Here is a 25,645-nt window from a genome sequence, read left to right as displayed (position 1 = left end):
CGCAGGCAGAGTGCCGGATCAATCCCGCTGTTTCGGCAGGATCAGGTTCAGCGCGAGGCCGGCCACGCCGGACAGGCCGATGCCTGCGAGGGTGAAGCCTTCGCCGAATTCCAGCGTCAGCCCGCCCAGGCCGATGATCAGCACGGTGGAGATGATTACCATGTTGCGCGCCTCCGACAGCGCCTCGCCCAGTTTGGCGAGCACCGACAGGCCGACCACGGTGACCATGCCGAACAGAAGGATCATGATGCCGCCCATCACCGGCATCGGAATCGCCGCCAGCGCACCGGACAGCTTGCCAACGAAGGACAGCGCAATCGCGAAGACCGCCGCCCAGGTCATGATCGCCGGGTTGAAGGCACGGGTCAGGGTCACGGCGCCGGTCACCTCGGAATAGGTTGTGTTGGGCGGCCCGCCCAGGAGGCCCGCGGCGGCGGTGGCAAGGCCGTCGCCCAGCATGGTGTTCTGGATGCCGGGTTTTTCCATATAGTCGCGCTTGGTCACGTTGGAGATCGCCAGGATGTCGCCGAAGTGTTCGATCGCGGGCGCGATGGCGACCGGCAGGATGAACAGGATGGCGGCCAGGTTGAACTCGGGCGCGACGAAGGCCGGGATCTTGAACCAGGGGGCGTCCGCGATGGCGGCGGTGCTGATCAGCGGGCCGCCGGTGACGGCGCCCAGGATCAGCGCGGCACTGCAGCCTGCGGCGACGCCGGCCAGGATCGGCACGATGCGCATGATGCCGCGGGCGAGGATGGCGGTCAGCATGGTGGTGCCCAGCGAGATACCGGCCAGCAAGAGCGCGGTGCTGCGCGGCATCACCTGGGTGTCGCCTGCAAGGCCGGTGGCCATATTGACCGCAACCGGCGCCAGCGACAGGCCGATCACCATGATGACGGGGCCGACCACAACGGGCGGCAGCAGCCGGTGCAGAAAACCGGTGCCAAAGGCGCGGATGGCAAAGCTGAGCGCCACATACAGCAGGCCCGCCGCCGCCAGCCCGCCGGTGGTGGCGGGCATGCCCCAGGTCTGCACGCCGTAGATCACCGGCGCGATGAAGGCGAAGGACGATGCCAGGAACACCGGCACCTGGCCGCGGGTGACGACCTGGAAGATCAGGGTGCCAAGCCCCGCGGTGAACAGTGCCACGCTGGGGTCCAGCCCGGTGAGCAGCGGCACCAGCACCAGTGCGCCAAAGGCGACAAACAGCATCTGCGCCCCGGCCAGCGCCTGCCTTGGTGTGAAGTTGTAATCGGCGTCCTGCAGATCGGACGCCGGGATCTGTTCCCTCGCAGCGGTCATGGATTAACTCGTCTTGTTGTTCAGAGGCTTGCGCCCGGAGGCCGCTTTGCACGGCCGCCGGAAACAATCGCGCTGCTCCTAACCGGTTCCGGCCGGTTTGACCATCCGCCGCAGCCGGCAATCGGGCCAGGCAGGCGGGCCAGGCGGGCGGGCCAGGCGGGCAGGACGGGCGGGCAGGACGGGCGGGCGGCGGCCCTGCGGGAGCGCAGCGCGCCGGCAGGCGCGCTGCCGCGCCCAACGCCTGGCTGGGCAGCTGCGCTGCACCGCCAGGGGGCGGGAGGGCTTGGGTTCTGAAAAAAAGCGCTGCGTTCTGCAGCCGGGGCCCGGGCGGCTTTGGCGCCGGGCAACAGGCGCTGATGCGCTGCCGGTCCTGCCGGCGCGGCGTCAGGCGATAATGTCCGGGGTCAGCCGGTCTTCGATCAAGGCGATCTTGTCCTTGAGTATAAGCTTTTGCTTCTTCAGACGGCGGATGGTCAGCTGGTCGGCGGTGCCGCGCTCTTCCAGCGCGGAGATCGCTTCGTCCAGATCGCGGTGCTGTCTGCGGAAAACCTCCAGCTCAACCCTGAGGACCTCATCCGTCTTCATCGACACATCTGTGGGTGCGTTCATGGGCGACTCAGTAAAGCTGATGAATGAAGTGAGGCTGAAGATACTTCCTTAACCGCTTTTCCGCTAGACCTATGAGCACATGCTCTTGTGAATCCAGCAGGAACTTCCCATATTCTTCTGGAAGCGGCTGCCGTGACCGGGGCCGCAAGCATCCGTCGCTTTGGCAAAAAGGACGAACAACGTGTCGAAACTTACCTTGGGCTCTTACCCGCATATGCTGGGGTTCGAGCAGCTGGAACGCCTCCTGGAACGCTCGGCCAAATCGGGCAACGAAGGCTATCCTCCATATAATATCGAACAGACCTCTGACTTTTCCTACCGCATCACTCTGGCCGTGGCCGGTTTCGCCGAGGAGGACCTGGCGATCACTGTCGAGGACCGCCAGATGGTGATCCGCGGCCGCCAGCGCGACGACAGCGAAGGGCGGGTGTTTCTGCACCGCGGCATCGCGGCGCGCCAGTTCCAGCGCATGTTCGTGCTGGCCGATGGCGTCGAAGTGGGCGAGGCGGTGATGGAAAACGGGCTGCTGCATGTGGACCTGACCCGGTCGCGGCCCGAAACCGTGGTTCAGACGATCAACATCAAGAAGGGGTAAGAGCAATGCATACACCGTTTGACTTCAAGGATGCCGGCAGCCGGACCGTCTATGTGAAGGCGGTTGCGGTGGCAGATCTTCCCAAAGAGGTGCAGGCCAGCGCGGGCGGGCGTGAACAGCTTTATGCGGTGCACGACGCCGAGGGCGGCCAGCTGGCGCTGGTGGCCGACCGCAGCCTGGCCTTTGTGCTGGCGCGCCAGAACGACATGACGCCGGTGCCAGTCCACTAGGGCCAGCGCACGGAGATGTGCGGGGCCGGCGGATTGACATCCCGCGGCGGGCTTTGATGATGCGAATGGCGGGCCGCAGCCCGCCTTTTTTGTTGCCTTAAAGCCGGGAGATGCAGATGGCGCGCTATGATTTCGACTGGGTGGATGCGTTCTCGGGCCAGGCATTCGGCGGCAACGGCTGCGCGGTGGTGCATGGCGGCGCGTCTCTGCCGGAGGCGGTCTGCACGGCTTACGTGCGGGAGACCTCGCTGGTGGAATGCACCTTCACCGGCCCGTCTGAGTCGGCGGATGTGAAGGTGCGCTATTTCCTGGCCAGCCGCGAGATCCCCTTTGCCGGCCATCCGACCATCGCCACGGTGGCGGCGATGCGGGACCGCGGGCTGATCGAGGGCGATAGCATCACGCTGGAAACCGGGGCGGGGATCGTGCCCGTGCGGCTGGACGGCGATCTGATCGAAATGACGCAGGTGGCGCCGGAGTTCGGCCCCTTTGCCGATCCGGCGCTGGTGGCGGCGGCGGTGAGCTTGCCGGTGGAGGCCATCGCAGGGCGGCCGCAGAAAGTCTCCACCGGGCTGCCGTTCTGTATCACTGTCCTGCGCGACCGGGCGGCGCTGGAGGCGGCGCAGCTGAACCTTGAGGCGCTGGCCGCCTTGGGCAAATCGCTGGGCGCCGATGGCATCGACATGATGGAGCCGTTCCTGGTCACGCTGGAGGGCGCGACGGCGGCGGGGGACACCTTCTCGCGCCTTTTGATGGCGCCGCCCAGCCCGCCGGAGGATCCCTTCACCGGGTCGGCCACCGGGGCGATGGCGTCTTATCTGTGGCACCACGGGCTGATGCAGAAGGCGGAGTTCGTGGCGGAACAGGGCCACGGGCTGGGCCGGCCCGGCCAGGCGCGGGTGGCCCGGGTTGGCCCTGCGGAGGCGATCGAGGGTGTCAGGGTTGCGGGTGAGGGGTTCGTGCTGATGCGCGGCACGGTGGACCTGCCCGCGGCGCTGTGACCGCGGGCGGCGGCCTCAGGCGGGTACCGCGGCGGTCAGGCCGTAGGCGCGCAGCGTCACATCAAACGCGCTGCCGCTGCGGGGCGGCTGGGTAGAGGGGCCTTTTTGATGCACGTGCAGGCCGATGATGTCGGGCTGGCCAAGCAGCGCCTGCGTGTGCGCCGGGTCATAGAAATCACAGCTGGCGCCCGGCAGGTAATACATTGATTTCATCGGCTTGGCCTCCCCGAAGCGGTTCTGCCGCTTGAGGATCCGCACCATCGCCTCGTTGCCATAGACGGTCATGCCGAGATCGGTTGCGCGGAATTTCCGGCCAAGCGCGCGCAGCAGCGCGGGTTTGACCACCCGCCGTTTGAAGCCGAGCCAGTCCGGCCACAGCTCGGGATGGTCAAGCACCTTGAGGAAGTCGCAGACAAAGGGGTCACCGGGCGGGAAATACAGCGCCGAGCAGCCCACCGTCGCCGCGCCGTCGAAGGCGAACCAGGCCCGGGCCGGGTCCGGCTGGAAGTCCTGGAACAGGATGACATCGGTATCCAGCCAGACCCCAAGGCCCTGTTTCTGAAGCGCGATCCGGAAGATGTCGGAGTAGCTGAGCCGCTCCTGCCGCGGGCTGTAGCGGGTGCGGATCAGGGGCTTCAGGCGCTCCAGCGTATCCAGCGGCAGGATCTCTCCGGCCGGTTTGAGGCAGACGCCGGGCGGCACGCCGCGGGGCGGGCAGGCGGGGTCAGTGACATAGAGGTCGACGCCGCAGGTGTGGCGCTGCCAGGACATGACCGCCAGCTGTGTCAGCAGCGGAAGCTCTTCACCGATCCAAAGAGAAACGACACGCACCTGAAATCCGCCTGTAATGCTGTATTTTTGCTGGATGATTAGCGGTTTTCCGCCGATCCGGGAAGCGTTCCGGGGCAGCCCCATGCGCATCAGCGGGGGACCGTTGCCTTTTTGACCAAAGCGCCGGCGGGGAGGCGGGGGCTGCCGGAACGGTGCGGCGGCTGCCACTGCCCGCAATCGGCCAATCGGAAAACGGCCCGCCAATTGGCGGGCCGCTCTGCGGTCTTGTGCTGCTGTCAGGCTCAGGCCTTGATCAGGCCCATGCTTTCCAGCTTCAAGAGCACCTGGTGGGCGCAGTTGTCGACGTCGACGTTCTCGGTCTCGACCACCAGTTCGGCGTTCTGCGGCACGTCGTAGGGGTCGGAGATGCCGGTGAACTCCTTGATCTTGCCTTCGCGGGCCAGTTTATACAGACCCTTGCGGTCGCGGCGCTCGCATTCCTCGATCGAGGTGGCAACGTGCACTTCGACGAAGGCGCCGAACTGTTCCACGTCCTCGCGCACGGCGCGGCGGGTGGTGGCGTAGGGCGCGATCGGGGCGCAGATGGCGATGCCGCCGTTCTTGGTGATCTCAGACGCCACATAGCCGATGCGGCGGATGTTGAGGTCGCGGTGCTCTTTCGAGAAGCCCAGCTCGGAGCTGAGGTTTTTCCGCACGATGTCGCCATCGAGCAGGGTCACCGGGCGGCCGCCCATTTCCATCAGCTTGACCATCAGCGCGTTGGCGATGGTGGATTTGCCGGAGCCAGAGAAGCCGGTGAAGAACACGGTGAAGCCCTGCTTGGAGCGCGGCGGCTTGGTCTTGCGCAGTTCGGACACCACTTCCGGGAAGGAGAACCATTCCGGGATTTCCAGGCCTTCGGCCAGGCGGCGGCGCAGTTCGGTGCCGGAGATGTTCAGGATGGTGACGTTGTCGCGGTCTTCGATCTCGTCGTTCGGCTCGTACTGGGCGCGCTCCTGCACATAGACCATGTGTTTGAAGTCGACCATTTCGATGCCCATTTCGCCCTGGAACTCGCGGAACAGCTCCTGTGCGTCATAGGGGCCATAGAAGTCCTCGCCGGCAGAGTTCTTGCCGGGGCCTGCGTGGTCGCGGCCGACGATGAAATGGGTGCAGCCGTGGTTCTTGCGGATCAGGCCGTGCCAGACCGCCTCGCGCGGGCCTGCCATACGCATTGCCAGGTTCAAGAGCGACATGGAGGTGGTGGCGGCCGGGTATTTGTCCAGCACCGCCTCGTAGCAGCGCACGCGGGTGAAGTGGTCAACGTCGCCCGGCTTGGTCATGCCGACCACCGGGTGGATCAGCAGGTTGGCCTGGGCTTCGCGCGCGGCGCGGAAGGTCAGCTCCTGGTGGGCGCGGTGCAGCGGGTTGCGGGTCTGGAAGGCAACAACCTTGTTCCAGCCCAGCTTGCGGAAATAGGCGCGCAGCTCGTTCGGGGTGTCGCGGCGGCCGCGGAAGTCATAGTGGACGGGCTGCTGGATGCCGGTCACGGGGCCGCCCAGGTAGACCTTGCCCGCGGTGTTGTGCAGGTAGTTCACTGCCGGGTGGGCGTCGTCATCGGCGCCAAAGACCTTCTCCGCCTCGCGCGCCTTGTTCGGCACCCAGTTGTCGGTCACGGTCATGGTGGCGAGGATCACGCCTTCCTGGTCGCGCAGGGCAATGTCCTGGCCCGCTTCGAGCTTGGCGGCGAAGTCTTCGGAGACGTCCAGGGTGATCGGCATCGGCCACAGGGTGCCGTCGGCCAGGCGCATGTTTTCGATGACGCCGTCGTAGTCTGCCTGAGACAGGAACCCCTTCAGCGGGTTGAAGCCGCCGTTCATCAAGAGCTCCAGGTCGCAGATCTGGCGCGGGGTCAGATCCCAGCTGACCAGATCGGCCGCTTCGACCTTCAGTTTCTGGGCGCTTTCGTAGGAGACATAAAGCTCAGGAATGGGAGCCAGGTTGCTTTGCATCGGGTTGGTCCTGTGTTTGAGAGGGGGGAGGCCGCTAGCGGAGCCGGTGAGTTCCGCATGCAGCGCGTTGTAGTCTGCGAGCTTGCGGGCGAGGAATTGATCGGTGAGCCGCACTTTCTCCGCCGCGCCGCGGGTGGTCAGCGAATAGGCAAACCGCTGCCGCTTGTCGGGGCCGGGGCGGGCGCTGACGGTGACCAGGCCGCCCTCTGCCGCAGACCGCAGCAAGGTGTTGAGCCGTCCCAGCGAGATCCCCAGCGCCGCGGCGGTAGTCCGCTGCGAGGCATCCGGCGCCGCATCGAGCTGGCGCAGGAGGCGGAAGAGCAGGTCTTGCTCGTCCGGGGTGGATGTGGTCAGGGTCTCAGGCACGGCGCAGCGGGTCCAGGGCGGGGGTCAAAGTGTGTTCACGCGTGAACGCATTGCATGGTTCGGCCGGGAATCAAAGGGGGAATTGCCTCGGATTGGCGATTTTCTGCCGCGTTGCCGTGCTGCAACGCATCCGGGTGTGCGGCAGAAAGTTCTCCTAAGGCGTGTTATGCGGGCGGGATCGTCCGGGTCCGGCGCCGGGGCGGAAACGGGTGTTCGCGGGGCCGCGGGCAGGGCTTAACCCTGTTCTTTGGCCAGCAGCCGCGGCAGCGCGGCGGCCTGCTCCACCGCCAGCGCCGCCAGCGGCCGGGAGACGCCCCTGAGCTGGAACTCCTGCAGCGGAAACCGGTCCAGCGGGTAGCCCGCCGCCTGCAGCACCCGGGCGGACACCAGCAGTTCGATTCCCAGATCCTTGGTCTTGGCCTCCAGCCGGCTGGCGGTGTTGACGCTGCCGCCGATGATGGTGCGCGGGGCGTGGCCGGCGCTGCCGATCTCGCCCAGCACCAATTGGCCCAGATGAATGCCGATGCCGATGCGGATCTGCGGCTCGCCGTCCGCGGCCAGCCGGGCATTGAAGTCCTGCAGCGCGGTGCCGATGGCGGCGGCGGCCTCCAGCGCCGCCTCGGCGGAGCGTGCGGGGGTGGGGGCCTCGAACAGCGCCAGCAGGCCGTCGCCCAGGTATTTGTCCACCGTGCCGCCAGCCCTGGTGACGGCGGGGACGATGGCGTCGAAGAAGCGGTTCAGCAGGAACACCACGTCATAGGGCAGCTGGCCGGCGGTGCGGGCGGTAAAGCCGCGCATGTCCAGGAACAGCACCGCCAGCTGCTGTTCGCTGCCCTGGCTGGCATGGGCGCGGGTCTTGCGGCCGTCGGGGCGGAACATGCGGGTGACGGTCAGCGGCGCCTCCGGGCGGATCTGGCAGGCCAGCCGCATATTGGCGGGCGCCTTGACGCGGGCGAGGCTGCGCGCCTCGGGCGGGGCGGGGGGCGGCAGGGTGTCGCCGCCTTCCTCCCCCCCCACCCGGCAGGTGGTGCAGCGGCCCTTGCCGCCGCACAGGGAGGTGTGCTGGGCGCCGCCCGCCTGCGACATCTGCAGCAGGGTGAGGCCGCGTTCGGCGCGGATTTCCGGGCCGAAGGCATAGCGGATGCGCACCGCGCGGCGCCGCCGCAGCAGCCGGTTCAGCACATGCGCCGCCGCCGCCAGCCCCAAGAGCAGCAGGAACGCCGTGAACCAGCGGCTGTCGGTCAGGAGCAGCTCGGCAAAAACCTCGCGGCTGGGCCAGTTGAAGTCCTCCATCAGCGCCGGGCGCTGGCTGCCCTCTACGAACAGGCCGTGGATGCGGCGGCCTTCGGTCAGGAAGCCGGCCAGGGCAAAGCCGGGGATCAGCACCGCCAGCCCGGCCATCCACGGGATCAGCCGCCGCCACCAGCGGGTCAGCCGCAGCCAGTAATGCAGGCCGATGCAACCGTGGATCCACACCGCCAGCAGCAGCGCGCTTTGCTGCCAGGCCTCGGGCGAGGCCCACATCAGCACGATCACATAGGCCATCTCGTCGTTGACGCCGTAGATTTCATGCGAATAGCGGGTGTAGGCCAGATGGCTGAGCAGCTGCAGCGGGATCAGAAACCCGAGCAGCATTTGCAGCGCCGCCGCCGGGCGCATCCGCAGGGTGCGGCGGCGGGCCAGGCTCCACAGCGCCAGCCCGGCATGAAGGATCAGCGCGGTATAGAGGATGAGACCGCCCAGGACGCTGCGGGTGATCAGCTGGCGGACGTCCTGGAAGGCTTCCATCCAGTCTGGCGACAGCAAGCCCAGGCCGATGTTGAGGAAGTGGAAGAAGGCATAGGTGAACAGCACCAGTCCGGTGGTGATCCGGGTGCGGGTGATCCAGTTGCCCTGCCAGAGCGCGCTTGCCACGCCGGTCCTCCTGTCCTGCGGTCCGCTGAGGGCAGACTGCGGGGGCGGGGGCCTGGGGTCAATGCCGGGGGTGGCGGGCGCTCAGCCCTCCAGGCCCCAGCCGTCGGGGGCAAAGCCGTGGGAGAGGGCAGCGCGGGTGGCGACTTCCTCGCCGATCCAGATGCCGGTGGCGGAGATGATCTGATCCGGCAGGGTGGCGGCCAGATACGGGCTGCCGCCCTCGGCGTCTTTTCCGCTGACCCAGTTGCAGAGGTAGCACTCGCGGCTCAGGTCATCGGCCAGCTTGCGCCAGTCGGCGCCGTCGCGGGCGGGGACGAAGAAGTAATCCACGTCCGCCGCCTCCGGCAGGCCGTGTTCGGCCTGCATGTCGTTGAATGCCGCAACGGTTCCGGCCCGTTGCGCGGCGAAATCATGCGGCATCCGGGGTTACTCCTGCTCGGCCAGGAAGCGTTCGGCGTCCAGCGCCGCCATGCAGCCCATGCCGGCCGAGGTGACCGCCTGACGGTACTTGTGGTCGGTGAGGTCGCCGGCGGCATAGATGCCGGGGATCGAGGTCTCGGTGGTGCCGGGCTTCACCTTTACGTAGCCGCCGTTGTGCAGCTCCAGCACGTCCTTGACCAGCTCGTTCGCGGGGGCGTGGCCGATGGCGACAAAGACGCCCTTGCAGGGGATTTCCTTCACTTCGCCGGTCTGCACGTTCTTGACCACGACGCCCTCGACCCCCAGCGGGTTGTCGGTGCCGACGACCTCCTCCAGGGTGTGGAACCACAGGGTTTCGATCTTGTCGTTCTTCATCAGGCGGTCCTGCAGGATCTTCTCGGCGCGCAGCTCGTCGCGGCGGTGGATCAGCGTGACCTTGGAGGCGAAGTTGGTCAGGAACAGCGCTTCCTCGACAGCGGTGTTGCCGCCGCCGATCACCACGATCTCCTGGCCGCGGTAGAAGAAGCCGTCGCAGGTGGCGCACGCCGAGACGCCGAAGCCCTTGAATTTCTCCTCGGACGGCAGGCCCAGCCATTTGGCGCGGGCGCCGGTTGCCAGGATCACAGCGTCAGCGGTGTAGGTGGTGCCGCTGTCGCCCTTGGCGACAAACGGGCGGGCGGAGGTGTCGAGCGAGGTGATGATGTCGCCGATGATCTCGGTGCCCATCGCCTTGGCGTGCTCCTGCATCCGCACCATCAGGTCGGGGCCCTGCACCTCGGTGTCGCCGGGCCAGTTCTCCACCTCGGTGGTGGTGGTCAGCTGGCCGCCGGGCTCGATGCCCTGGACCAGGATCGGCTCCAGCATGGCGCGGGAGGCATAGACCCCCGCGGTATAGCCGGCAGGCCCGGAGCCGATGATCAGAACCTTGGTGTGGCGCGTCTCGCTCATGTTCGTCCCTTACGTAAGCAGCATGGCGGGCTTGCCGCCGTCAGGAAATGCATATAGCGGCAGGACCCGCTGGCTTAAACCCCCCAGCCGTGCCGGGGTGCCTGGCGCTGGTGCCGCTGCCGCCCCGGATTGCCGCTTGCACCTTCGGAGTGCAAAGAATATTGCGCGGTGATGAAACATTATTGCGCAGCCCGGCGGCGGTGCTATAAGAAACGCAAAGTTCACAGGAGTTTCCAGCATGGTCACAACCCGTCTAGATCCGATTGATCGCAAGATTTTGTCGGAGCTTCAGGCCGATGGGCGGATGACCAACGTGGAGCTGGCCAAGCGGGTCGGCATCTCGGCGCCGCCCTGTCTGCGCCGGGTGCGGGCGCTGGAGGAGGCCGGGCTGATTCACGGCTATCATGCGGATGTGAACGCCCGCGAGCTGGGCTTCGAGGTGCAGGTCTTTGCCATGGTGGGGCTGGAGAGCCAGGCCGAGGTGGAGCTGAGCGCCTTTGAGGAGAAATGCCGCAGCTGGCCGTTGGTGCGCGAGTGCCACATGCTGAACGGCGAGGTGGATTTCATCCTGAAATGCGTGTCGCCGGATCTGAGCACCTTTCAAAGCTTCCTGACCGGCGAGCTGCTGACCACGCCGAATGTGGCCAGCGTCAAGACCTCGCTGGTGATCCGCGGCGCCAAGGATGAGCCGGGCGTGCCGTTTGAGGTGCTGGAGGAGCGGCTGGCCCGCGAGGCCTGAGCCGGAGCCGCCCGGCGCGTGCCGGCGGCGGCCCTTTTGCAGGGCGGTGCCGGGGCTACTTGATCCAAGTCATTGACGCGAGGGGGAAACCCCGGATGCTGGTAAGGCGGGGCATGCCGGTTGATCGGTTTGACCCGGTCGTTGTTCCGCCGACTGGAGGTGTAACGATGGCAACTGTTCAGCAAATTCTCGATGCGAAGGGCGGCACCCTGCACACGCTTCCGACGGAGGCCATGGTGGTCGACGCCTTGAAGCTGATGGCGGAGGAGGATGTGGGCTCCGTGCTGGTGATGTCCGGCGGCAAGCTGGCCGGGATTTTCACCGAGCGGCACTATACCCGCAAGGTGTTTCTGGCGGGCAAGACCTCTCCGACGACGCCGCTTGCCGATGTGATGGCGACGGATTTCTATGGCGTCGAGCCGGGGCAGAGCGCCGAGGCCTGCATGGCGGTGATGGTGGAGAAGCATGTCCGCCATCTGCCGGTGCTGAAGGACGGCGAACTGGCCGGAATCGTTTCGATCGGCGACCTGATGAAAAGCATCATCGACGAGGAGCAGTTCAATGCCAGCCAGCTGGTGCGCTATGTGCGCGGCATGAACTGACCCGCAGCCCCTGTGCCGGCGGCGGACAGGCCGCCGGCAGGGAAATCACAGCAGCGGGCCGCCGGCGCTGCCGCCCTGGCCGTCGGCACGGGGGTAGGCCAGCGGGCCGAAGTCCCTGATGCTGTCGGCGTGGGAGAACATGTTCAAAAACAGGGTCTTGATGGCATAGCTGGCGAGCTTCAGCGCATCCGGGCCGGGGTGGTAGGTTTCAAACTCCAGCCCGCCGGCATTGATCACCGCATGGCGCGGCAGGCACAGGTGGTACATGTCCACCGGCGTCGGCGGCGCGGTTTCAAAGATGCTCATCCCGTCCTGAAACGCGGCCGCGGGGGTCAGCAGCGGGCCCTTGCCGCTGCCCTGCAGGTGCGGCGGCGTGCGGAGCAGCCGGGCGGCAGGGCCGGCCACCAGGCTGGCGGACGGTTTTTGCAGGCCGAGGCTGTCGGCCATGAAGCTGGTGAGCCGGTGGCTGCGGCCGCGGCTGCCGGGCCGGGCCGGCAGCAGGCTGGTGCGGCCGATCCACACCAGCGGCTGGCTGCCGCCGCCGCTGGTCAGGATTTCATCGCCAGGCAGCAGATCCTCGACCGCGATCGGGCCGCTGGCGGTTTCCACCAGCGAGCCGCGGGAAAACGCGCAGAAGGCGTCCTCGAACAGCGGCAGCGCCGGGGCGATGTGGCGGGTTTCCGAGATGCCGCCGCCGGGCAGCAGGCTGCTGACCTCGTAGCGGCGCAATTGCGGCTTGTTGGCCGCCCGCAGAACCGCCGGGTCCTGCAGGATTGACGTGGTTTCGACGGCATTGGCTGCAGCCCGCTGCAGCGAGTGGGGGATGGTCATAACCGGACCTTTCCTTTCAAACTGCCCGTTTGCATCGGCCCCCACCGGCAACACAGACGCGCTTGAACGATATGTGTGCCTGAGTGTGGCGGGATTTAATTCGAATTGTCAAAAAATCTGAAGCGAACTGGTTAACGGCTGGCCGGGGCGGAGACGGGATGATTCGGCGGAGGGCGCATCACGCCTGTCCCGGGGTTTGCCCGGCGGGCTGGGTGCCCCGGCGGCGGACTTGGGCTGGCGCGGCTGCGCCAGTCCGGCCCGCCGCCAGGGCACCCGTCCCCGGCGTTAAACCAGTTTCCGCTTGGACGCCTGGCGGTCAGGCTGGCGTGCGGCGGCCCAGGGCAGGTCCGCGGTCCCGCTCTTGGCGGCGCGGATGATGGAAGCAATGAAACGCTTGTTCATTTTCATGGTCTGTCTGTCCTTCGCCCGGCAGCGCCGCCCCTCTGCGGGACGGCAGCTGGTTATTTTTGTGATCTCTTTATGGGTAATCATTGCGCCGCAATTAAGGCCTGCGCGGGGCAATTTTGCCGCCGCCGGGCCCGCGCCAGGGACAGGAGGGCGGGGCGGACATACGGGGCAGGCGGCTGGATTCGTTCAGAAAATTCCGCCGGGCAGGGGAGATGGCGCAGCGGGCGGTGGCAAATGCGGCAAAATTTCAGAGAATCCGCCGCAATCTGCAAGGTTAACGCGCTGTTAAAGCCGGATGCAGGAGATCAGGCGGCCGTAGTCGGCCTCTTTCGCGTGGGTCGCGCGGCGGTAGGAGAAGAATTTCTCCGGGTCCGAATAGGTGCAGTGGCGGGTCCATTCCGCGGCGCCGGCGCCGGCCTCGCGCAGTTTGTGCAGGCCCAGGCCCGGCAGGTCGAACAGGTAGCGGCCGCCCTCGCCGCTGGCAAAGAAGCGGGCGTAGCGCTCGTCCTGCATCATGAAGTCCTCAAAGAACTCCGGCCCCACCTCATAGGCGCGCTGGGAGATCGTCGGGCCGATCACAGCAGCGGTATTTTCGCGCCGCGCGCCAAGGCCCTCCATGGCTTCCAGGGTGGCTTCCAGCACCCCGTCCAGGGTGCCGCGCCAGCCCGCATGAGCGGCGCCGATGACCCCCGCTTCGGGGTCGGAAAACAGCACCGGCTGGCAGTCGGCGGTCAGGATCGACAGCGCCAGCCCCGGCACATTGGTAACCATCGCATCGGCCTGCGGGCGGTCCTGCGAGGGTTCGGTGATGACGGCGACATCGGCGCTGTGGACCTGGTGCACCGCGCTCAGATTCTCCGGCGGCACCTCCATCGCGGCGGCCACCCGGGTGCGGTTGATCCGCACCGCCTCGCGCTGGTCGGTGGAGCCGAGGCCGCAGTTCAGGCCGTGGTAGATGCCCGAGGACGCACCGCCCCTGCGGGTGAAGAACCCGTGCCGCACCGGGCCAAGCAGATCGGACGTCAGAATTTCAAGCGTCATGTGTTCAATCCCGGCGGTGGGGCGGCCTGTGAGGGGTAGAGGCCGAGGACTTTGAACAGGTTTCCCATTTCCTCCGGGTGCGTCAACCGCCGATGTGCGGCGATCAGGGTTTCCAGACCGTCGCCCTGCAGCGGCGCGGCCAGGGCGCGGGCGCGGTCGGTGATGCCGAGCCGTTCGAGGAATACCCCCTGGGGCGTAAGGCGGGTGAAGGCGCAACCTGCGGTTTTTGCGGCCATTGCCAGCGCCTCGAAATCCACATGGGCCGTCAGATCGGCCTCTCCCGGCGTTTGCAGCGGATCGGCAGGTTCATGCGCCCGCAGGGCCTGCAAAGTGTCCCCCAGCGCCCGCCAGTCGCCGTAATCCACGATCAGCGCGGCGCCGCCATGGGCAGCGATTCGGGTGGCGATGGCCTGGGTAACGGGGGCGGCGGGCTCGCAGATTTCGACCAGATCGCCGTCGCGGGTGTCCGCCAGCCGGTGCGCCAGCGCGGGCTGCGGCGCCGCCGGGGTGAGGCCGAAGCAAAGCGCGCCGTCCTTGAGGCCGATGCGCCTTTCGCTCCAGCCCTCCCTTTCGCGGAGGAACTGGCGGACCGGCAGGGCGTCGAAGAACTCATTGGCGATCAGGAAAAGCGGCTGATCGGGCAGGGCGTCCGCCGTGTCCAGCCATTCAGGCGCGTAACTCTCCAGCGTTTTGGCCTGCACGCTGCGCAGGGCGGGGGACGCCTCGACCAGATGGATCTGCATCGCCGCGTGGAAACCGGGCACGCCGCGGGTGGCGCGCAGGAGGTCGGCCATCAGGGTGCCGCGTCCCGGGCCAAGTTCTGCCAGGGTGAAGGGCGCCGGCGATCCCTGATCCAGCCAGGCCTGCGCCAGGGCGAGGCCCAGCAGCTCGCCGAACATCTGGCTGATTTCCGGCGCGGTGGTGAAATCGCCCTGCGCGCCCAGCGGGTCGCGGGTGGTGTAATAGCCGTACTGCGGGTGCAGCAGGCAGTCGGCCATGTACTCTGCGACGGACATCGGGCCATCCGCCAGGATGCGGGCGGCGAGGTGGTCCATCAGGCTCATGCCGGGCTCCGGGCGGCGTGGCGGGCGCGGATCAGGAAGTAGAGGCCGATCGCGATCATCGGCAGCGACAGCGCCTGTCCCTGTGTCAGCCCGATGCCGTCGATGTGCCAGGCCAGCCCCAGCGGGTTGCCGGGGGTGACGAACTGGGCATCCGGCTGGCGGACGAATTCGACCAGGAAGCGGGCGAGGCCATAGCCCGCCAGGAACACGCCCAAGAGGCGGCCCGGGGTGTGGAAGGCCCCCCGCCGCCAGGCGAGGTACAGCAGCAGCGCGCCAAGGATCAGCCCCTCCATCAGCGCCTCATAAAGCTGCGAGGGGTGGCGGGCGCAGAGCTCTCCCAGCGCCTGGCCGCAGTCCTGTGCGGCCGGGCCGGGAAAGGCGACACCCCAGGGCAGCTCCGTCGGGCGGCCCCACAGCTCGGCGTTGACGAAGTTGGCCAGCCGCCCCAGGAGCAGCCCCGGCGGCACCGTGTGGGCGACCAGATCGGAAATCTGCAGTTTCGGGATATTGTGGCGCGCGGCAAAGATCAGGGTGGCCAGCACCACGCCGATCAGCCCGCCGTGAAAGGCCATGCCGCCCTGCCAGATCTTCAGGATCTCGGCCGGGTTCGCCAGGTAATAGGCCGGCTGGTAGAACAGCACAAACCCCAGGCGCCCGCCCAGGATCACGCCGAGGATGATCCAGGTCAGCAGGTCCTCGACCTGCTCGGGGCGCATTGGCGGCTGGCTGGCGGGCCATAAGCCGGGGCGGCGCAGCGCGGCCACCGCCAGGCGCCAGGCAATGACGATGCCGGCGATATAGGCCAGCGCGTACCAGCGCAGGGCAAATTCGAAGCTGCCGATGGCGATTGAGAAAATCTCGGGCGAAAGGTCGGGGAATTGGATCAAGGCCTGCATGTGCGACTGAATGCCTTTGCGGGTTATGGGAAGTCAACGGCTTGCCGCCGCGGCTTTGCTTGCCCATATAGGGGACAACCTTGAGACGGAGAAGAACATGCAGACCCGCAACAAGATCCTGGACGATATTTCGCAGCTGATGACCAATGCGATGGGCGTGGCCCAGGGCGCCAAGGACGAAGCCGAGACCGCGATGAAAGGCATGATCGACCGCTGGCTGGCCGACCGTGACTTTGTCACCCGCGAGGAATTCGACGCGGTGCGCGCAATGGCCCAGAAGGCGCGCGAGGAAAACGAGGCGCTGAAGGCGCGGCTGGACGCGCTGGAGGCAAAAGGCAAGGCCTGAGCCTTTCCGGCGCGGGCCGGCGGCCCGCGGGCGCAGGCGCCGCGATGATGACAGGCCCGCCGCAGCGGCTGCTGCGGCGGGCTTTGCTTTGCGTTCTGTGCATGGCTGGCGTGCAAATTTTCGCGTCGCTTTCCGCCCGCCGGGTCGAAAACCGTCCAGCGCCGGCGGCGCGGTCCGGTACATGCTGCCTGTGCTGCTTGAAAAGGAGTGAGGCATGGTTGCGGTCTATTCGGTGCCCAGTGCGTTCAGCACGCAGGAGTGCGCGGAGATTTTGCGGAAGGTGGAGGCGGAGCCGGACAGCGAGGCGCGGCTGGTGGGCCAGACCCGCGATCACAACCTGCGCCGGGCCAGCGTGGTGTGGCTGGACGATGTGCCGGGCACCGGCTGGGTGATGGAACGGCTGATCACCCTGGTGCGGCGGGCCAACCGGGAGCAGTTCAACTTTGACCTGCGCGAGTTTGCCGAAAGCCCGCAGGCTGCCAGCTACAAGGACCGGGACAACGGCCATTTCACCTGGCATTCCGACATCGGCGACGGGCCGGTGGCGGGCAAGCGCAAGCTGACGCTGGTGGTGCAGCTGAGCAAGCCGGGATCCTATGACGGCGGCGATCTGGAGATCATGCCGGGCGCCCATGTGGTCACCGCCAGCCGGGTGCTGGGCAGCGCCACGGTGTTTCCGAGCTTTCTGCTGCATCAGGTGACGCCGGTCACCCGCGGCACGCGCCGGTCGCTGACCGTCTGGGCGCACGGGCCCGCCTTCCGCTGAGCCTTCGGCCGGCCTGTTCCGCGCGCTTTGGCGCGCGGGGGCATTCATGCGCAAACTGCGATGTGTTCTGCTATACTGATCCCGCGCCGCCGTGCGGCGCGCGGGTGTGTTTGGCGGGGGACTAGTACGATGACGGCACAAAACGGCTATCTGCTGATTGCGGATATTTCCGGGTACACGCAGTTTCTGACGTCCTCGGAGCTGGACCACGCGAACCCGATCCTGCAGTCGCTGCTGCAGGCGGTGGCGGAGCAGGTCGGCGAGCCGCTGCACTTCTGGAAGCTGGAGGGCGACGCGGTGCTGGCCTATTCGACCCGGGCCGAGCTGGTCTCCGGCGATCTGCTGCTGACGTTTTGCGAGAACCTCTATAACGCCTTTGCCGCCCGGCAGCAGGATATCGTGGCCAACACCACATGCCCCTGCCGCGCCTGCGCCAATGCGGGCGGGCTGGATCTGAAGGTGATTGTCCATTACGGCGCCTTTGAGGAAATGCAGGTGGGGCCTGTCAGGGACCTGTCCGGCGCCGATGTGATCCTGGTCCACCGGATGACAAAGACGGCGGCCGCGGCGGAAACCGGCGTGCGCAGCTATGCGCTGTTCAGCGATGCGGCGGTGCAGGCGATGCAGCTGCAGGCGGCGATGGAGCCCTATTCGCAGCCGTTTGAGCATTTTGGCGACGTGTCCATGCAAGTCTACGACCTGGCCCGCGCCTGGGACCGGTTCCGGGCCGGGCAGGAGCGGGACTTCCTGGAGGAGGCGGACGGGGTTTGGACCTGCCGCCGCCGGTTCGAGGCCGCGCCGCAGCTTGTCTGGGAGGCGCTGACCGCGCCGGAGTTCAAGCTGCGCTGGATGGATCAGGTCAGCACCATGGAAATGGACAACCCGGACGGCCGGCTGGGCGCCGGGTCGGTGTACCACTGCGGGCATCACCTGGCGGAGTTTGTCTACCGGGTCACTGACTGGCAGCCGTTCAAGTATTTCTCGACCCGGATCAAGGATCCGGGCCGCGAAGGGATAGAATTGCCCGAAACCTACGAACTGACGCCGGCGGCGGGCGGGACCGGGCTGCGCTATACCATCGGCCGGGCCTGTGACCGCGCGGGCAACCGGTCGGAAGTCTCGGAGCAGGAGGCGGTGGGGTTCCTGTCGGAGTTCTGGCCAGTCTCCTTTGACGCGATGGATGCAGAGCTGGCGAACCCGTCCTGAGGCGGGCTGCACAGGTTTCCAGCGGCCGCATTTTCCGGGCCTGCCGCAGGTAGCCCGGGGTTTACCTTTGCCCTTGCCCGCCCCATAGTCGCCAGGCCGGCATTTGGGGGTCTGTGGACAGTTCATCCACAAGTTATTGCAGATATCCCCAAAATAAAGGTTGCCAGATCATCAATTCAGGCCCACCATATTTAGTATGGGAGCGGGGATGCCTCCCCGGCCCATAGCAAAAAGAACCAGCTATAGGGTGCCGACGTGCCCGGTTAGCTAGGCAATCAGAGAGGTGGCATCATGGCACTATCCGAGCTTCACCTGGAAGAAGACATCCATCCCATCGACATCGTCGAGACCCTGGCGTCGCACCACGACTGGGACTTTGACCGGGTCGGGGACGATCAGATCGCGATGTCGGTGGAAGGGCAGTGGCGCACCTATTCGCTGACGCTGGCCTGGTCGGGCTATGAGGAATGCCTGCGGCTGGTGTGCAGCTTTGAGATGGAGCCGCCGGAGGCCGAGCTGCCGCGGCTGTATGAGCTGATCAACCAAATGAACGACCAGTGCTGGGAAGGCTCCTTCACCTATTGGGCCGATCACAAGCTGATGCTGTTCCGCTATGGTCTGATGCTGTCCGGCGGCCAGATGGCCAGCCCGCAGCAGATCGACGCGATGCTGAATGCCGCGGTGGCCAATGCCGAGCGCTACTATCCGGCGATCCAGCTGGCGGTCTGGGGCAAGCGCAGCCCGCAGGAGGCGATGCAGGTCGCCATTGCAGAGGCTTACGGGCGGGCGTAAACCTTTCCCTGAACCTGAGATTTAGGGGAGGGGCTTACGATGGATATGCAGGAAATCGCTGCGCGCGGCCTGGTGCTGCTGGGCTGCGGCAAGATGGGATCGGCGATGCTGGCCGGATGGCTGGAGGGCGGATTGCCCGCTGCCTTGGCCTGGGTGATTGATCCCAACCCCTCGGACTGGCTGAAGGGAACCGGCGTCCGCCTGAATGCCGAGCTGCCCAAGGCGCCGGGCATCGTGCTGATCGCGGTGAAGCCGCAGATGATGGGCGAGGCGCTGCCCGTGCTGCAAAGTTACGGCAACGGCCAGACGCTGTTCATTTCGGTGGCGGCGGGCACCTCGATTGCGACGTATCAGGACATTCTGGGGGCGGAGACGCCGATCGTGCGGGCGATGCCCAACACGCCGGCGGCGGTGGGCCGCGGGATCACCGCGATCATCGGCAACGCCCATGCCGCGCCCAAGGATCTGGAGCGGGCCGAGGGGCTGCTGCAAGCCGTCGGGCAGACCGTGCGGCTGGACAACGAGGGCCAGATGGACGCGGTGACCGGCGTCAGCGGCTCTGGCCCCGCATATGTGTTCCACCTGATCGAGACGCTGGCTGCGGCCGGGGAGGCGCAGGGGCTGCCGGCGGAGCTGGCGATGCAGCTGGCCAAGGCCACCGTCGCAGGCGCCGGCGCGCTGGCGGAGGCGGCCGAGGACAGCCCCGGCCAGCTGCGCGTCAATGTGACCAGCCCCAACGGCACCACGCAGGCCGCGCTGGAGGTGCTGATGGATGAGCAGAACGGCTTCCCAGCCTTGCTGAAGCGGGCGGTTGCGGCGGCAACGGAGCGGTCCAAGGAGCTGTCGCGTGGCTGAAATCAACTTCGAAGACTTCATGAAGGTCGACATCCGCGTCGGCGAGGTGGTCCGTGCGGAGCCGTTTCCCGAGGCCCGCAAGCCGGCAATCAAGCTGTGGGTCGATTTCGGGGGCGAAATCGGCGTAAAAAAGAGCTCAGCGCAGATTACGGCGCATTACATGCCGGAAACGCTGGTGGGCAAGCAGGTTCTGGCCGTCGTAAACTTCCCGCCGCGGCAGATCGGCAGGTTCATGTCAGAGATCCTGGTTCTGGGCCTGCCGGATGAGGATGGAGAAATTTACCTGGCGGGTCCCGACGGAAAGGTCCCGCTGGGCGGGAGGATGCATTGAGATGAAAATCTGGATTGCGCGGCCGATGACGGCCGCGGTCACGGCACGGGCGCGGGAGGCCTTTGCCGGTCTGGAAATCCGTGAAACCAACGCGGTGATGAGCGAGGCGGAGATGCTGCGCGCGCTCAGCGAGTTCGACATCGTGGTGCCGACGCTGGGCGACAGGTTCTCGGCTGAGATCTTTGCCAAGGCGGGCACGCCCCGTTGCAAGCTCTTGGCCAACTTCGGGGTCGGCTACAACCATATCGACGTCGAGGCCGCGCGGGCCGCTGGCGTTGAGGTGACCAACACGCCGGGCGCCGTGACAGACGCCACCGCCGATATCGCCATGACGCTGATCCTGATGTCGGCGCGCCGCGCCTCGGAAGGCGAGCGGATGCTGCGCAAGGGCGCGTGGGAAGGCTGGCACCCGACCCAGATGCTGGGGCTGCACGCCACCGGCAAGCGGGTTGGCATCGCCGGCATGGGCCGGATCGGCCAGGCGATTGCGCGGCGCTGCCATTTCGGCTTTGGCATGGATGTGTCTTATGTGGCGCGGTCGCCCAAGGATCTGGATTTTCCGGCAGACCGGGCCGAGAGCCTGATGGCGATGGCGGGGCAGGTGGATTTCCTGGTGGTGGCTGTGCCGGGCGGGCCTGAGACCCGTCACCTGATCAACGCCGAGGTTCTGAGCGAGATGCAGCCGCACGCGCATTTGATCAACATTGCCCGCGGCGAGGTGGTGGAGGAGGCGGCGCTGATCGAGGCGCTGCAGAACCGCCGCATCGGCGGCGCGGGCCTTGATGTCTATGAGTTCGAGCCCAAGGTGCCGCAGGCGCTGATCGACCTGGACAACGCCACCCTGCTGCCGCATCTGGGCACCGCCACCGAGGAGGTGCGCAGCAATATGGGGCATATGGCGCTTGACAACGTCGCGGCGTTCCTGGCCGGCGCGGCGCTGCCGAACCGGGTCTGACGCGGGCGGTCAGCTGTCCTTGGGGTCATCGCGGGGCACGTCGCGGCGGTGATCCCAGGCGGGGTCTTCCCTCTTGATCTTGCGGGTCAGAAAGACGCCTGCAGGCCACGCTGAGACGGCACCGACGGCGATGCAGACGGCGATGGACTGCCAGGAATAGAAACCAAGGGTGAAGGCGGCGATGATCAGGGCGCCTGCGATGCAGGCGCCTGCCAGGCTGGCCATGTGAAAGCGCAGCTTGCCGGCGAGCGGATCCCGTGCGGTCATGACAATCTCCTGTATAAAGGGCTTGTGCAGGAGGAAAACGCAAACGGGGCAGGCCGGGTTCCGCACCGGCGCGCCGCTAGCGGCTGCCGACGGCCTCGCGCCAGTGGCGGCGGCACAGCGACACATAGGTCTCATTGCCGCCGATCTGCACCTGGTCGCCTTCGGTCAGCACCTGGCCCTGACCGTCCTGGCGCACCACCATGGTGGCCTTCTTGCCGCAGTGGCAGATGGTGCGCACCTCGCGCATCTCATCCGCCAGCGCCAGAAGGGTGGCGGAGCCGGGAAACAGCTTGCCCTGGAAGTCGACCCGCAGGCCGTAAGCGAGCACCGGCACCCGCAGATCGTCGACCACGCGGGCCAGCTGCCAGACCTGGTCCGGCTCCAGGAACTGCGCCTCGTCGACAAAAATGGCCGCCACCGGGCCGCGGGCCAGGCGTTGCTCGATCCGCTGGTACAGGTCGTCGCCGGCCGAGAACATGTCGGCCTCCTCGCCGATGCCGATGCGGGAGGCGATTCTGCCCGCGCCGGCCCGGTCATCCAGCTGCGCCGTCAGCAGGTAGGTGTCCATGCGGTTTTCGCGGTAGTTGTGCGAGGCCTGCAGCAGCACCGTCGACTTGCCCGCGTTCATGGTGGAGTAATTGAAATAGAGCTTGGCCATGGCGGCGGGTTTACCCGCACAGGGGCGGAGGGAAAACCGGATTCGCGCAGGTTTTTCCGCGGCAGCGGCAGACCGGCATCAGCTGGGATGGCCCCCCGGGGCTGGCATGGCCGGGGTGGAACAAAACCCCGTGTAACGGCCAACGCCAATAGCCCCGGAAGGCGCAAGTTCCGGGCAGACCAATTACCCTTACCGCGGGACGTCACTCACCCGTCCCGCTTCGCACCGGACAACAGATGCCAATCGCACCATGCCACTCGCTAAATCCCTGAAAACCTGAGGGATGGATAAGGTATCGCAATTGATCTACAACTCAGAAATGGGAAATTAACCGGTTCGTTCCCCATGGGGGCGGCGGGCAAGCCAGGTAGGATGTATATGGCTGAAATCGGGACGTATCTGAAGAAGCACACCGAAGCGCTGGTCAAGGATGTCGGTATCGAAGCGGCCTGCCAGATCACCGGCAAGTCAAAGGCGACGCTGGGGCGGTATTACTCTGACAACGCCGAACACGCGGACCGGTTCATGCCGGTGGATGCGGTGGCCAAGCTGGAAGGCGCGGCGTCTTATCCGCATGTGACGTCGGCGCTGGCAGACCTGAAGAACATCACGCTGTCCTATAACGGCAACGGCAGCGCCGGGGAAACCGGCCGCAGCGGCGGGGTCAACGCGGATGTGATCGCGCTGAGCCAGCGGTTTGCCCAGCTGATGAGCGAATACCAGGCGGCGATCGAGGACGGCATCATCACCGTCAATGAGGCCAAGCGGCTGCTGCGGGAAACCGTGCTGCTGCAACAGGTTCTGCTGGATATGAAACTGCACCTGGAAGAAGAGAGTGCCTGACACCTTGGATCTGAGCGGCCTGCCTGCCATTGCGGCGGCGGAGCTGCATCCGATTGACGTGGACGCGCTGGCCGCGCCCGGCGATCCGCGCCACCCGCCGCGCATCCTGCTGCTTTACGGCTCCCTGCGCGAGGTGAGCTATTCCCGCAAGGCGGCGGAGGAGGCGGCGCGGGTGCTGCAGGCCCTGGGCTGCGAGACGCGGATTTTCGACCCCTCCGGCCTGCCGCTGCCCGACGATGCGGGCGCGGCGGAGCATCCCAAGGTGGCGGAGCTGCGCGATCTGGCGGTCTGGTCCGAGGGTATGGTCTGGTCCAGCCCGGAGCGCCACGGCGCGATGACCGGCATCATGAAGCTGCAGATCGACTGGCTGCCGCTGTCCTTGCAGGGCGGCATCCGCACCACGCAAGGCAAGACGCTGGCGGTGATGCAGGTCTCCGGCGGCTCGCAAAGCTTCAATGCGGTCAACCAGATGCGCATCCTGGGCCGCTGGATGCGGATGGTGACGATCCCCAACCAAAGCTCGATCCCAAAGGCGTGGCTGGAGTTCGAAGAGGGCGAGCGCCTGCCCGACGGCCCGTTCTACCGCCGTCTGGTGGATGTGATGGAGGAGCTGGTGAAGTTCACCTGGCTGGTGCGGGGGCGCAAGGACTATCTTGTCGACCGTTACTCCGAACGGGTGGAAAGCGCTGAGGACGTGCATAAGCGGGTGTCGCAAAAATAACCGGGCGGCCCGGCCTGTATGATACGGCCCTCATGATCCGGCCCGCGTTAGGATGCCCCGGCAATTCTGCCGGGGCTTTTTCATGTCTCAGATCAGCGGAATCAGCGGCACATCGCAGGCGGACAGAAACAGCAGGGCGGTGACAAGCAGGGGGAGCCGCATAGAGGGGTCCTTTGGTGTAGTTGAGGTTGCCGCAACCTTGCCCTGCCGCCGCAACCGCGGCAAGTGCCGCCGCCCGTGCCCGGCGGGATTGCGCGCGCATCTGCACGGCCTGGCGGCGCAGCCCGCCGTTAAAGACTCAGTCCGCGCCGCGGCCCGCGTTTAGCCTTTTGTTAAGGCTCATTTGTGCCGCATTCGGGCCGCGAAGTTACCGCCGGAGGTGGAAACCGCGCGGAAACCGGGGAAATTGCCGCGTGATCTCCTAACGAAAACCGTAGGGTTTTTCAGTGTTTTAAGGCGAATTTTCGCAAAATCGAACGGGAGCGTTAAGAAAATAAGGGCTTCCGGGCCGGTGAGGGATGCACGCGGTGCGTGTCTTAATCTTTTGTTAATCCTGTCGCATTCTGCCCATCTTTCTGCCAGCGCGGCACCGCAGCAGGCCCCATTCCAGCCTCAGGACTCACCCACCATGGCGGTGTGGGAAAAGGAGTGGGTTATGAGACGTTTGCTAGGAATTGCCGCCGCTGTGCTAATGGGGCTGAGTGCCGGAGCCGCCGTCGCGGACGGGAGGCGGGGAGCGGTGCAGTCGGTGCCGGGATGGGAGGCGGTGGGCCGCCTGAACATCGGCGGCCGGGCCATGTGCACCGCCAGCCTGATCGCGCCGGACATGGTGCTGACCGCGGCGCATTGCATGTATGACATCCGCACCGGCCGGGCCGTGGACCCGCGCAGCGTCCAGTTCGAAGCGGGGCTGAACGGCCGCCAGTCGAAGGCGTCGCGCAGGGTGTCCAAGGTGGCTATCCACGCAGGCTATCAGCATGGCCGGACCGGCCAGTTCCAGACCGGCACCGATATTGCAGTGCTGCGGCTGGAGCGTCCGATCAGCGCCGATGTGGTGCGCCCGCTGGCGCTGGCCGCCCCGCCGGAGCGGGGCGCGCGCGTCGATGTGATGTCTTACTCTCACAGCAATGCCACCTCGCCGCGGCTGCAAACCGCCTGCCAGGTGCTGGTGGCCCGCCAGATGTCGCTGATCACCACCTGCCGCGTCGACCTTGGCGCCTCCGGCTCGCCGGTGCTGCAATCCCGCCCGGGCCGCGCGCCGCAGCTGGTGTCGGTGATTTCCTCCAAGGCGGAGCTGGGCGGCAAGCGGGTGTCGCTGGCCGCCCCCCTGGGCCACGCGCTGCAAACGCTGATGCGGCAGGCGGGCTGACTTCCGCGCCTGCAAACGCTCCGTTCCTGCTGACTGGCTGAGCCGCAGCACCACACAGCCCCGGCCGGGAGCCGGGGCTGCATTTGTCTGGGGTCAGCCCGCCCCGCGGTTACTGGCTGGTCAGGCGCACGTCCTCCATCGGGTAGGCGAGGCTGTCCTGGGCCGCCCAGTTCAGATGGCAGCCCGCGCAGAAGCTTTGCTGGATTTTCATGTCCTTGCCGTTGGGCATCAGCGCCGCATAGAGCCAATCGCCCGCGTCAGGGGCTTCTCCGGCCTCTAGTTTGGTCATGATGAACAGCGGGCCGGGCACCGCCTTGCCGTCTTTCACGGCAAAGCTCTCCTTGGCCAGAACCGATCCGGCCGGCATCTCAACACCCTCTTCGGCGAACTTCAGATACTGGTCTGCGGCGATACCGTTGGCGAAGGTCTGCAGGAACCGTTCGCCATGCGGCCCGGCCAGGGCGGGCCGGGTCGAAGTCACCTGCCAGGAACGGTATTCTGCCGCGACCGGGTCGCCGTTTGCGGCGTAGCCTTCGGCCATTCTGGCTTCGATGCAGTCGTAAAGCGCGCTGACGGCCTCATCCCCGAGGTCCAGCGGGTCGCCCTCCACCGGGCACTCCTGGGCAAATGCGGCCAAGGGGGCGAGGGCCAGAAGTCCTGCGATGAGTTTCAGACGTGATGTCATGACCTGTCTCCCTGAACTTGTTACTGAGAAGCATGTGGTACCGTTCAGGGTCGCACGGTTCCGGCTTGCGGGGCGGTCACTCCTCTACACGGCTGCGTGACG

Annotated in this window: 30 protein-coding genes; 15 read left to right on the top strand and 15 right to left on the bottom strand. The window is 66.5% G+C overall.

Translation table 11 applies throughout. The features are described from left to right. Window positions 1–18: 18 nt before the first annotated feature. Both PHA8399_RS10070 and PHA8399_RS10065 read right to left on the bottom strand, forming a co-directional pair. The gene (locus tag PHA8399_RS10070) at window positions 19–1,302 is read right to left on the bottom strand and encodes a uracil-xanthine permease family protein (RefSeq protein ID WP_058286009.1); all 1,284 of its coding nucleotides are present in this window, start codon (window positions 1,300–1,302) and stop codon (window positions 19–21) included. A gap of 384 nt (window positions 1,303–1,686) precedes the next feature. Then, entirely contained in the window at window positions 1,687–1,911 is a 225-nt protein-coding gene (locus PHA8399_RS10065) for a YdcH family protein (protein WP_058286008.1), read from the bottom strand. A gap of 181 nt (window positions 1,912–2,092) precedes the next feature. Between PHA8399_RS10065 and PHA8399_RS10060 the strand changes: the two genes are divergently transcribed. The 3 genes from PHA8399_RS10060 to PHA8399_RS10050 all read left to right on the top strand — a co-directional run bounded on the left by PHA8399_RS10060 (window position 2,093) and on the right by PHA8399_RS10050 (window position 3,737). Beyond that, the gene (locus PHA8399_RS10060) at window positions 2,093–2,506 is read left to right on the top strand and encodes an Hsp20 family protein (RefSeq protein WP_208856285.1); all 414 of its coding nucleotides are present in this window, start codon (window positions 2,093–2,095) and stop codon (window positions 2,504–2,506) included. A gap of 5 nt (window positions 2,507–2,511) precedes the next feature. Continuing rightward, entirely contained in the window at window positions 2,512–2,736 is a 225-nt protein-coding gene (locus tag PHA8399_RS10055; protein ID WP_008556561.1) for a DUF1150 family protein, read from the top strand. A gap of 116 nt (window positions 2,737–2,852) precedes the next feature. Next, complete coding sequence (locus PHA8399_RS10050) at window positions 2,853–3,737, top strand: PhzF family phenazine biosynthesis protein (protein ID WP_058286007.1); 885 nt, start codon at window positions 2,853–2,855, stop codon at window positions 3,735–3,737. 15 nt (window positions 3,738–3,752) lie between these two features. On the opposite strand, the gene PHA8399_RS10045 is transcribed toward PHA8399_RS10050, so the two are convergent. The 5 genes from PHA8399_RS10045 to trxB all read right to left on the bottom strand — a co-directional run bounded on the left by PHA8399_RS10045 (window position 3,753) and on the right by trxB (window position 10,168). Next, on the bottom strand, window positions 3,753–4,568 hold the full coding sequence (locus tag PHA8399_RS10045; protein WP_145977022.1) for a glycosyltransferase family 32 protein: 816 nt from the start codon (window positions 4,566–4,568) through the stop codon (window positions 3,753–3,755). A gap of 242 nt (window positions 4,569–4,810) precedes the next feature. Continuing rightward, on the bottom strand, window positions 4,811–6,886 hold the full coding sequence (locus PHA8399_RS10040) for a bifunctional sulfate adenylyltransferase/adenylylsulfate kinase (protein WP_058286005.1): 2,076 nt from the start codon (window positions 6,884–6,886) through the stop codon (window positions 4,811–4,813). Between the two features lie 234 nt (window positions 6,887–7,120). Further along, window positions 7,121–8,800 (bottom strand): adenylate/guanylate cyclase domain-containing protein, encoded by a 1,680-nt coding sequence (locus tag PHA8399_RS10035; protein WP_058286004.1) that lies wholly within the window; start codon window positions 8,798–8,800, stop codon window positions 7,121–7,123. Between the two features lie 81 nt (window positions 8,801–8,881). Next, window positions 8,882–9,220 carry a hypothetical protein gene (locus tag PHA8399_RS10030; RefSeq protein WP_058286003.1) on the bottom strand — a complete coding sequence of 113 codons (339 nt, stop codon included), beginning with the start codon at window positions 9,218–9,220 and terminating at the stop codon, window positions 8,882–8,884. A 6-nt stretch (window positions 9,221–9,226) separates the two neighbouring features. Beyond that, on the bottom strand, window positions 9,227–10,168 hold the full coding sequence (trxB, locus tag PHA8399_RS10025; protein WP_058286002.1) for a thioredoxin-disulfide reductase: 942 nt from the start codon (window positions 10,166–10,168) through the stop codon (window positions 9,227–9,229). A 238-nt stretch (window positions 10,169–10,406) separates the two neighbouring features. On the opposite strand from trxB, the gene PHA8399_RS10020 reads away from it, so the two are divergent. Together PHA8399_RS10020 and PHA8399_RS10015 are read left to right on the top strand one after the other, a co-directional pair. Continuing rightward, window positions 10,407–10,907, top strand: a complete 501-nt coding sequence (locus PHA8399_RS10020) for an Lrp/AsnC family transcriptional regulator (RefSeq protein WP_058286001.1) — start codon at window positions 10,407–10,409, stop codon at window positions 10,905–10,907. Window positions 10,908–11,074: 167 nt separating this feature from the next. Further along, a complete protein-coding gene (locus PHA8399_RS10015; RefSeq protein ID WP_058286000.1) occupies window positions 11,075–11,509 on the top strand; it encodes a CBS domain-containing protein in 435 nt (144 codons plus the stop codon). A 45-nt stretch (window positions 11,510–11,554) separates the two neighbouring features. On the opposite strand, the gene PHA8399_RS10010 is transcribed toward PHA8399_RS10015, so the two are convergent. The 5 genes from PHA8399_RS10010 to lgt all read right to left on the bottom strand — a co-directional run bounded on the left by PHA8399_RS10010 (window position 11,555) and on the right by lgt (window position 15,749). Further along, window positions 11,555–12,340: a Hint domain-containing protein gene (locus tag PHA8399_RS10010; protein ID WP_058285999.1), complete on the bottom strand. Its 786-nt coding sequence runs from the start codon at window positions 12,338–12,340 to the stop codon at window positions 11,555–11,557. Between the two features lie 285 nt (window positions 12,341–12,625). Beyond that, entirely contained in the window at window positions 12,626–12,748 is a 123-nt protein-coding gene (locus PHA8399_RS22875; RefSeq protein ID WP_259944605.1) for a hypothetical protein, read from the bottom strand. Between the two features lie 285 nt (window positions 12,749–13,033). Further along, a complete protein-coding gene (pgeF, locus tag PHA8399_RS10005; protein ID WP_058285998.1) occupies window positions 13,034–13,789 on the bottom strand; it encodes a peptidoglycan editing factor PgeF in 756 nt (251 codons plus the stop codon). After that, on the bottom strand, window positions 13,786–14,853 hold the full coding sequence (locus tag PHA8399_RS10000) for a class I SAM-dependent methyltransferase (RefSeq protein ID WP_058285997.1): 1,068 nt from the start codon (window positions 14,851–14,853) through the stop codon (window positions 13,786–13,788). Before PHA8399_RS10000 ends, pgeF begins: the two co-directional genes overlap by 4 nt. Beyond that, on the bottom strand, window positions 14,850–15,749 hold the full coding sequence (gene lgt / locus PHA8399_RS09995; RefSeq protein WP_058285996.1) for a prolipoprotein diacylglyceryl transferase: 900 nt from the start codon (window positions 15,747–15,749) through the stop codon (window positions 14,850–14,852). Before lgt ends, PHA8399_RS10000 begins: the two co-directional genes overlap by 4 nt. A 97-nt stretch (window positions 15,750–15,846) precedes the next feature. Here lgt and PHA8399_RS09990 point away from each other — a divergent pair, with 97 nt between their 5' ends. The 7 genes from PHA8399_RS09990 to PHA8399_RS09960 all read left to right on the top strand — a co-directional run bounded on the left by PHA8399_RS09990 (window position 15,847) and on the right by PHA8399_RS09960 (window position 21,000). Then, window positions 15,847–16,095 (top strand): accessory factor UbiK family protein, encoded by a 249-nt coding sequence (locus PHA8399_RS09990; protein WP_058285995.1) that lies wholly within the window; start codon window positions 15,847–15,849, stop codon window positions 16,093–16,095. Window positions 16,096–16,309: 214 nt separating this feature from the next. Continuing rightward, window positions 16,310–16,861, top strand: coding sequence for a 2OG-Fe(II) oxygenase (locus PHA8399_RS09985; RefSeq protein ID WP_058285994.1), 552 nt, complete (start codon window positions 16,310–16,312; stop codon window positions 16,859–16,861). A 129-nt stretch (window positions 16,862–16,990) separates the two neighbouring features. Continuing rightward, window positions 16,991–18,067, top strand: coding sequence for a DUF2652 domain-containing protein (locus PHA8399_RS09980; protein WP_058285993.1), 1,077 nt, complete (start codon window positions 16,991–16,993; stop codon window positions 18,065–18,067). 291 nt (window positions 18,068–18,358) lie between these two features. Beyond that, a complete protein-coding gene (locus PHA8399_RS09975) occupies window positions 18,359–18,859 on the top strand; it encodes a type III secretion system chaperone family protein (protein ID WP_027234835.1) in 501 nt (166 codons plus the stop codon). A gap of 39 nt (window positions 18,860–18,898) precedes the next feature. Beyond that, the gene (gene proC / locus PHA8399_RS09970; RefSeq protein ID WP_058285992.1) at window positions 18,899–19,714 is read left to right on the top strand and encodes a pyrroline-5-carboxylate reductase; all 816 of its coding nucleotides are present in this window, start codon (window positions 18,899–18,901) and stop codon (window positions 19,712–19,714) included. Beyond that, entirely contained in the window at window positions 19,707–20,045 is a 339-nt protein-coding gene (locus PHA8399_RS09965; protein WP_058285991.1) for a tRNA-binding protein, read from the top strand. Before proC ends, PHA8399_RS09965 begins: the two co-directional genes overlap by 8 nt. Window position 20,046: 1 nt before the next feature. Further along, complete coding sequence (locus PHA8399_RS09960; protein ID WP_058285990.1) at window positions 20,047–21,000, top strand: 2-hydroxyacid dehydrogenase; 954 nt, start codon at window positions 20,047–20,049, stop codon at window positions 20,998–21,000. 9 nt (window positions 21,001–21,009) lie between these two features. Here the strand turns inward: PHA8399_RS09960 and PHA8399_RS09955 are convergent, their stop codons facing one another. Both PHA8399_RS09955 and PHA8399_RS09950 read right to left on the bottom strand, forming a co-directional pair. Next, on the bottom strand, window positions 21,010–21,267 hold the full coding sequence (locus PHA8399_RS09955) for a hypothetical protein (RefSeq protein ID WP_058285989.1): 258 nt from the start codon (window positions 21,265–21,267) through the stop codon (window positions 21,010–21,012). A gap of 76 nt (window positions 21,268–21,343) precedes the next feature. Beyond that, window positions 21,344–21,925, bottom strand: a complete 582-nt coding sequence (locus PHA8399_RS09950; RefSeq protein ID WP_058285988.1) for a thymidine kinase — start codon at window positions 21,923–21,925, stop codon at window positions 21,344–21,346. A 378-nt stretch (window positions 21,926–22,303) separates the two neighbouring features. Here PHA8399_RS09950 and PHA8399_RS09945 point away from each other — a divergent pair, with 378 nt between their 5' ends. From PHA8399_RS09945 to PHA8399_RS09935, 3 genes are all read left to right on the top strand, one after another. Beyond that, window positions 22,304–22,768: a hypothetical protein gene (locus PHA8399_RS09945; protein WP_027244425.1), complete on the top strand. Its 465-nt coding sequence runs from the start codon at window positions 22,304–22,306 to the stop codon at window positions 22,766–22,768. Further along, window positions 22,761–23,489: an arsenical resistance protein ArsH gene (gene arsH, locus PHA8399_RS09940; protein ID WP_058285987.1), complete on the top strand. Its 729-nt coding sequence runs from the start codon at window positions 22,761–22,763 to the stop codon at window positions 23,487–23,489. The genes PHA8399_RS09945 and arsH overlap by 8 nt, the downstream gene beginning before the upstream one ends. A 655-nt stretch (window positions 23,490–24,144) precedes the next feature. Beyond that, entirely contained in the window at window positions 24,145–24,858 is a 714-nt protein-coding gene (locus PHA8399_RS09935) for a trypsin-like serine peptidase (protein ID WP_058285986.1), read from the top strand. Window positions 24,859–24,967: 109 nt separating this feature from the next. Here PHA8399_RS09935 and PHA8399_RS09930 read toward each other — a convergent pair whose 3' ends face one another. After that, window positions 24,968–25,543 carry a cytochrome P460 family protein gene (locus PHA8399_RS09930; protein WP_058285985.1) on the bottom strand — a complete coding sequence of 192 codons (576 nt, stop codon included), beginning with the start codon at window positions 25,541–25,543 and terminating at the stop codon, window positions 24,968–24,970. Window positions 25,544–25,645: the final 102 nt, after the last annotated feature.

The sequence above is a fragment of the Leisingera aquaemixtae genome (assembly GCF_001458395.1).
Lineage (GTDB): Bacteria > Pseudomonadota > Alphaproteobacteria > Rhodobacterales > Rhodobacteraceae > Leisingera > Leisingera aquaemixtae.
Note: the sequence above shows the minus strand (reverse complement) of the source record. Positions and strands in the feature narration are given on the sequence as shown.

What these genes read in the sequence shown, in the direction of transcription:
- PHA8399_RS10070 (WP_058286009.1), bottom strand. Translation starts at nt 1,302, where the DNA reads ATGACCGCTGCGAGGGAACAGATCCCGGCGTCCGATCTGCAGGACGCC.
- PHA8399_RS10065 (WP_058286008.1), bottom strand. Translation starts at nt 1,911, where the DNA reads ATGAACGCACCCACAGATGTGTCGATGAAGACGGATGAGGTCCTCAGG.
- PHA8399_RS10055 (WP_008556561.1), top strand. Translation starts at nt 2,512, where the DNA reads ATGCATACACCGTTTGACTTCAAGGATGCCGGCAGCCGGACCGTCTAT.
- PHA8399_RS10050 (WP_058286007.1), top strand. Translation starts at nt 2,853, where the DNA reads ATGGCGCGCTATGATTTCGACTGGGTGGATGCGTTCTCGGGCCAGGCA.
- PHA8399_RS10030 (WP_058286003.1), bottom strand. Translation starts at nt 9,220, where the DNA reads ATGCCGCATGATTTCGCCGCGCAACGGGCCGGAACCGTTGCGGCATTC.
- trxB (WP_058286002.1), bottom strand. Translation starts at nt 10,168, where the DNA reads ATGAGCGAGACGCGCCACACCAAGGTTCTGATCATCGGCTCCGGGCCT.
- PHA8399_RS10020 (WP_058286001.1), top strand. Translation starts at nt 10,407, where the DNA reads ATGGTCACAACCCGTCTAGATCCGATTGATCGCAAGATTTTGTCGGAG.
- PHA8399_RS10015 (WP_058286000.1), top strand. Translation starts at nt 11,075, where the DNA reads ATGGCAACTGTTCAGCAAATTCTCGATGCGAAGGGCGGCACCCTGCAC.
- PHA8399_RS10010 (WP_058285999.1), bottom strand. Translation starts at nt 12,340, where the DNA reads ATGACCATCCCCCACTCGCTGCAGCGGGCTGCAGCCAATGCCGTCGAA.
- PHA8399_RS22875 (WP_259944605.1), bottom strand. Translation starts at nt 12,748, where the DNA reads ATGAAAATGAACAAGCGTTTCATTGCTTCCATCATCCGCGCCGCCAAG.
- pgeF (WP_058285998.1), bottom strand. Translation starts at nt 13,789, where the DNA reads ATGACGCTTGAAATTCTGACGTCCGATCTGCTTGGCCCGGTGCGGCAC.
- PHA8399_RS10000 (WP_058285997.1), bottom strand. Translation starts at nt 14,853, where the DNA reads ATGAGCCTGATGGACCACCTCGCCGCCCGCATCCTGGCGGATGGCCCG.
- lgt (WP_058285996.1), bottom strand. Translation starts at nt 15,749, where the DNA reads ATGCAGGCCTTGATCCAATTCCCCGACCTTTCGCCCGAGATTTTCTCA.
- PHA8399_RS09990 (WP_058285995.1), top strand. Translation starts at nt 15,847, where the DNA reads ATGCAGACCCGCAACAAGATCCTGGACGATATTTCGCAGCTGATGACC.
- PHA8399_RS09985 (WP_058285994.1), top strand. Translation starts at nt 16,310, where the DNA reads ATGGTTGCGGTCTATTCGGTGCCCAGTGCGTTCAGCACGCAGGAGTGC.
- PHA8399_RS09980 (WP_058285993.1), top strand. Translation starts at nt 16,991, where the DNA reads ATGACGGCACAAAACGGCTATCTGCTGATTGCGGATATTTCCGGGTAC.
- PHA8399_RS09975 (WP_027234835.1), top strand. Translation starts at nt 18,359, where the DNA reads ATGGCACTATCCGAGCTTCACCTGGAAGAAGACATCCATCCCATCGAC.
- proC (WP_058285992.1), top strand. Translation starts at nt 18,899, where the DNA reads ATGGATATGCAGGAAATCGCTGCGCGCGGCCTGGTGCTGCTGGGCTGC.
- PHA8399_RS09960 (WP_058285990.1), top strand. Translation starts at nt 20,047, where the DNA reads ATGAAAATCTGGATTGCGCGGCCGATGACGGCCGCGGTCACGGCACGG.
- PHA8399_RS09955 (WP_058285989.1), bottom strand. Translation starts at nt 21,267, where the DNA reads ATGACCGCACGGGATCCGCTCGCCGGCAAGCTGCGCTTTCACATGGCC.
- PHA8399_RS09950 (WP_058285988.1), bottom strand. Translation starts at nt 21,925, where the DNA reads ATGGCCAAGCTCTATTTCAATTACTCCACCATGAACGCGGGCAAGTCG.
- PHA8399_RS09945 (WP_027244425.1), top strand. Translation starts at nt 22,304, where the DNA reads ATGGCTGAAATCGGGACGTATCTGAAGAAGCACACCGAAGCGCTGGTC.
- PHA8399_RS09935 (WP_058285986.1), top strand. Translation starts at nt 24,145, where the DNA reads ATGAGACGTTTGCTAGGAATTGCCGCCGCTGTGCTAATGGGGCTGAGT.
- PHA8399_RS09930 (WP_058285985.1), bottom strand. Translation starts at nt 25,543, where the DNA reads ATGACATCACGTCTGAAACTCATCGCAGGACTTCTGGCCCTCGCCCCC.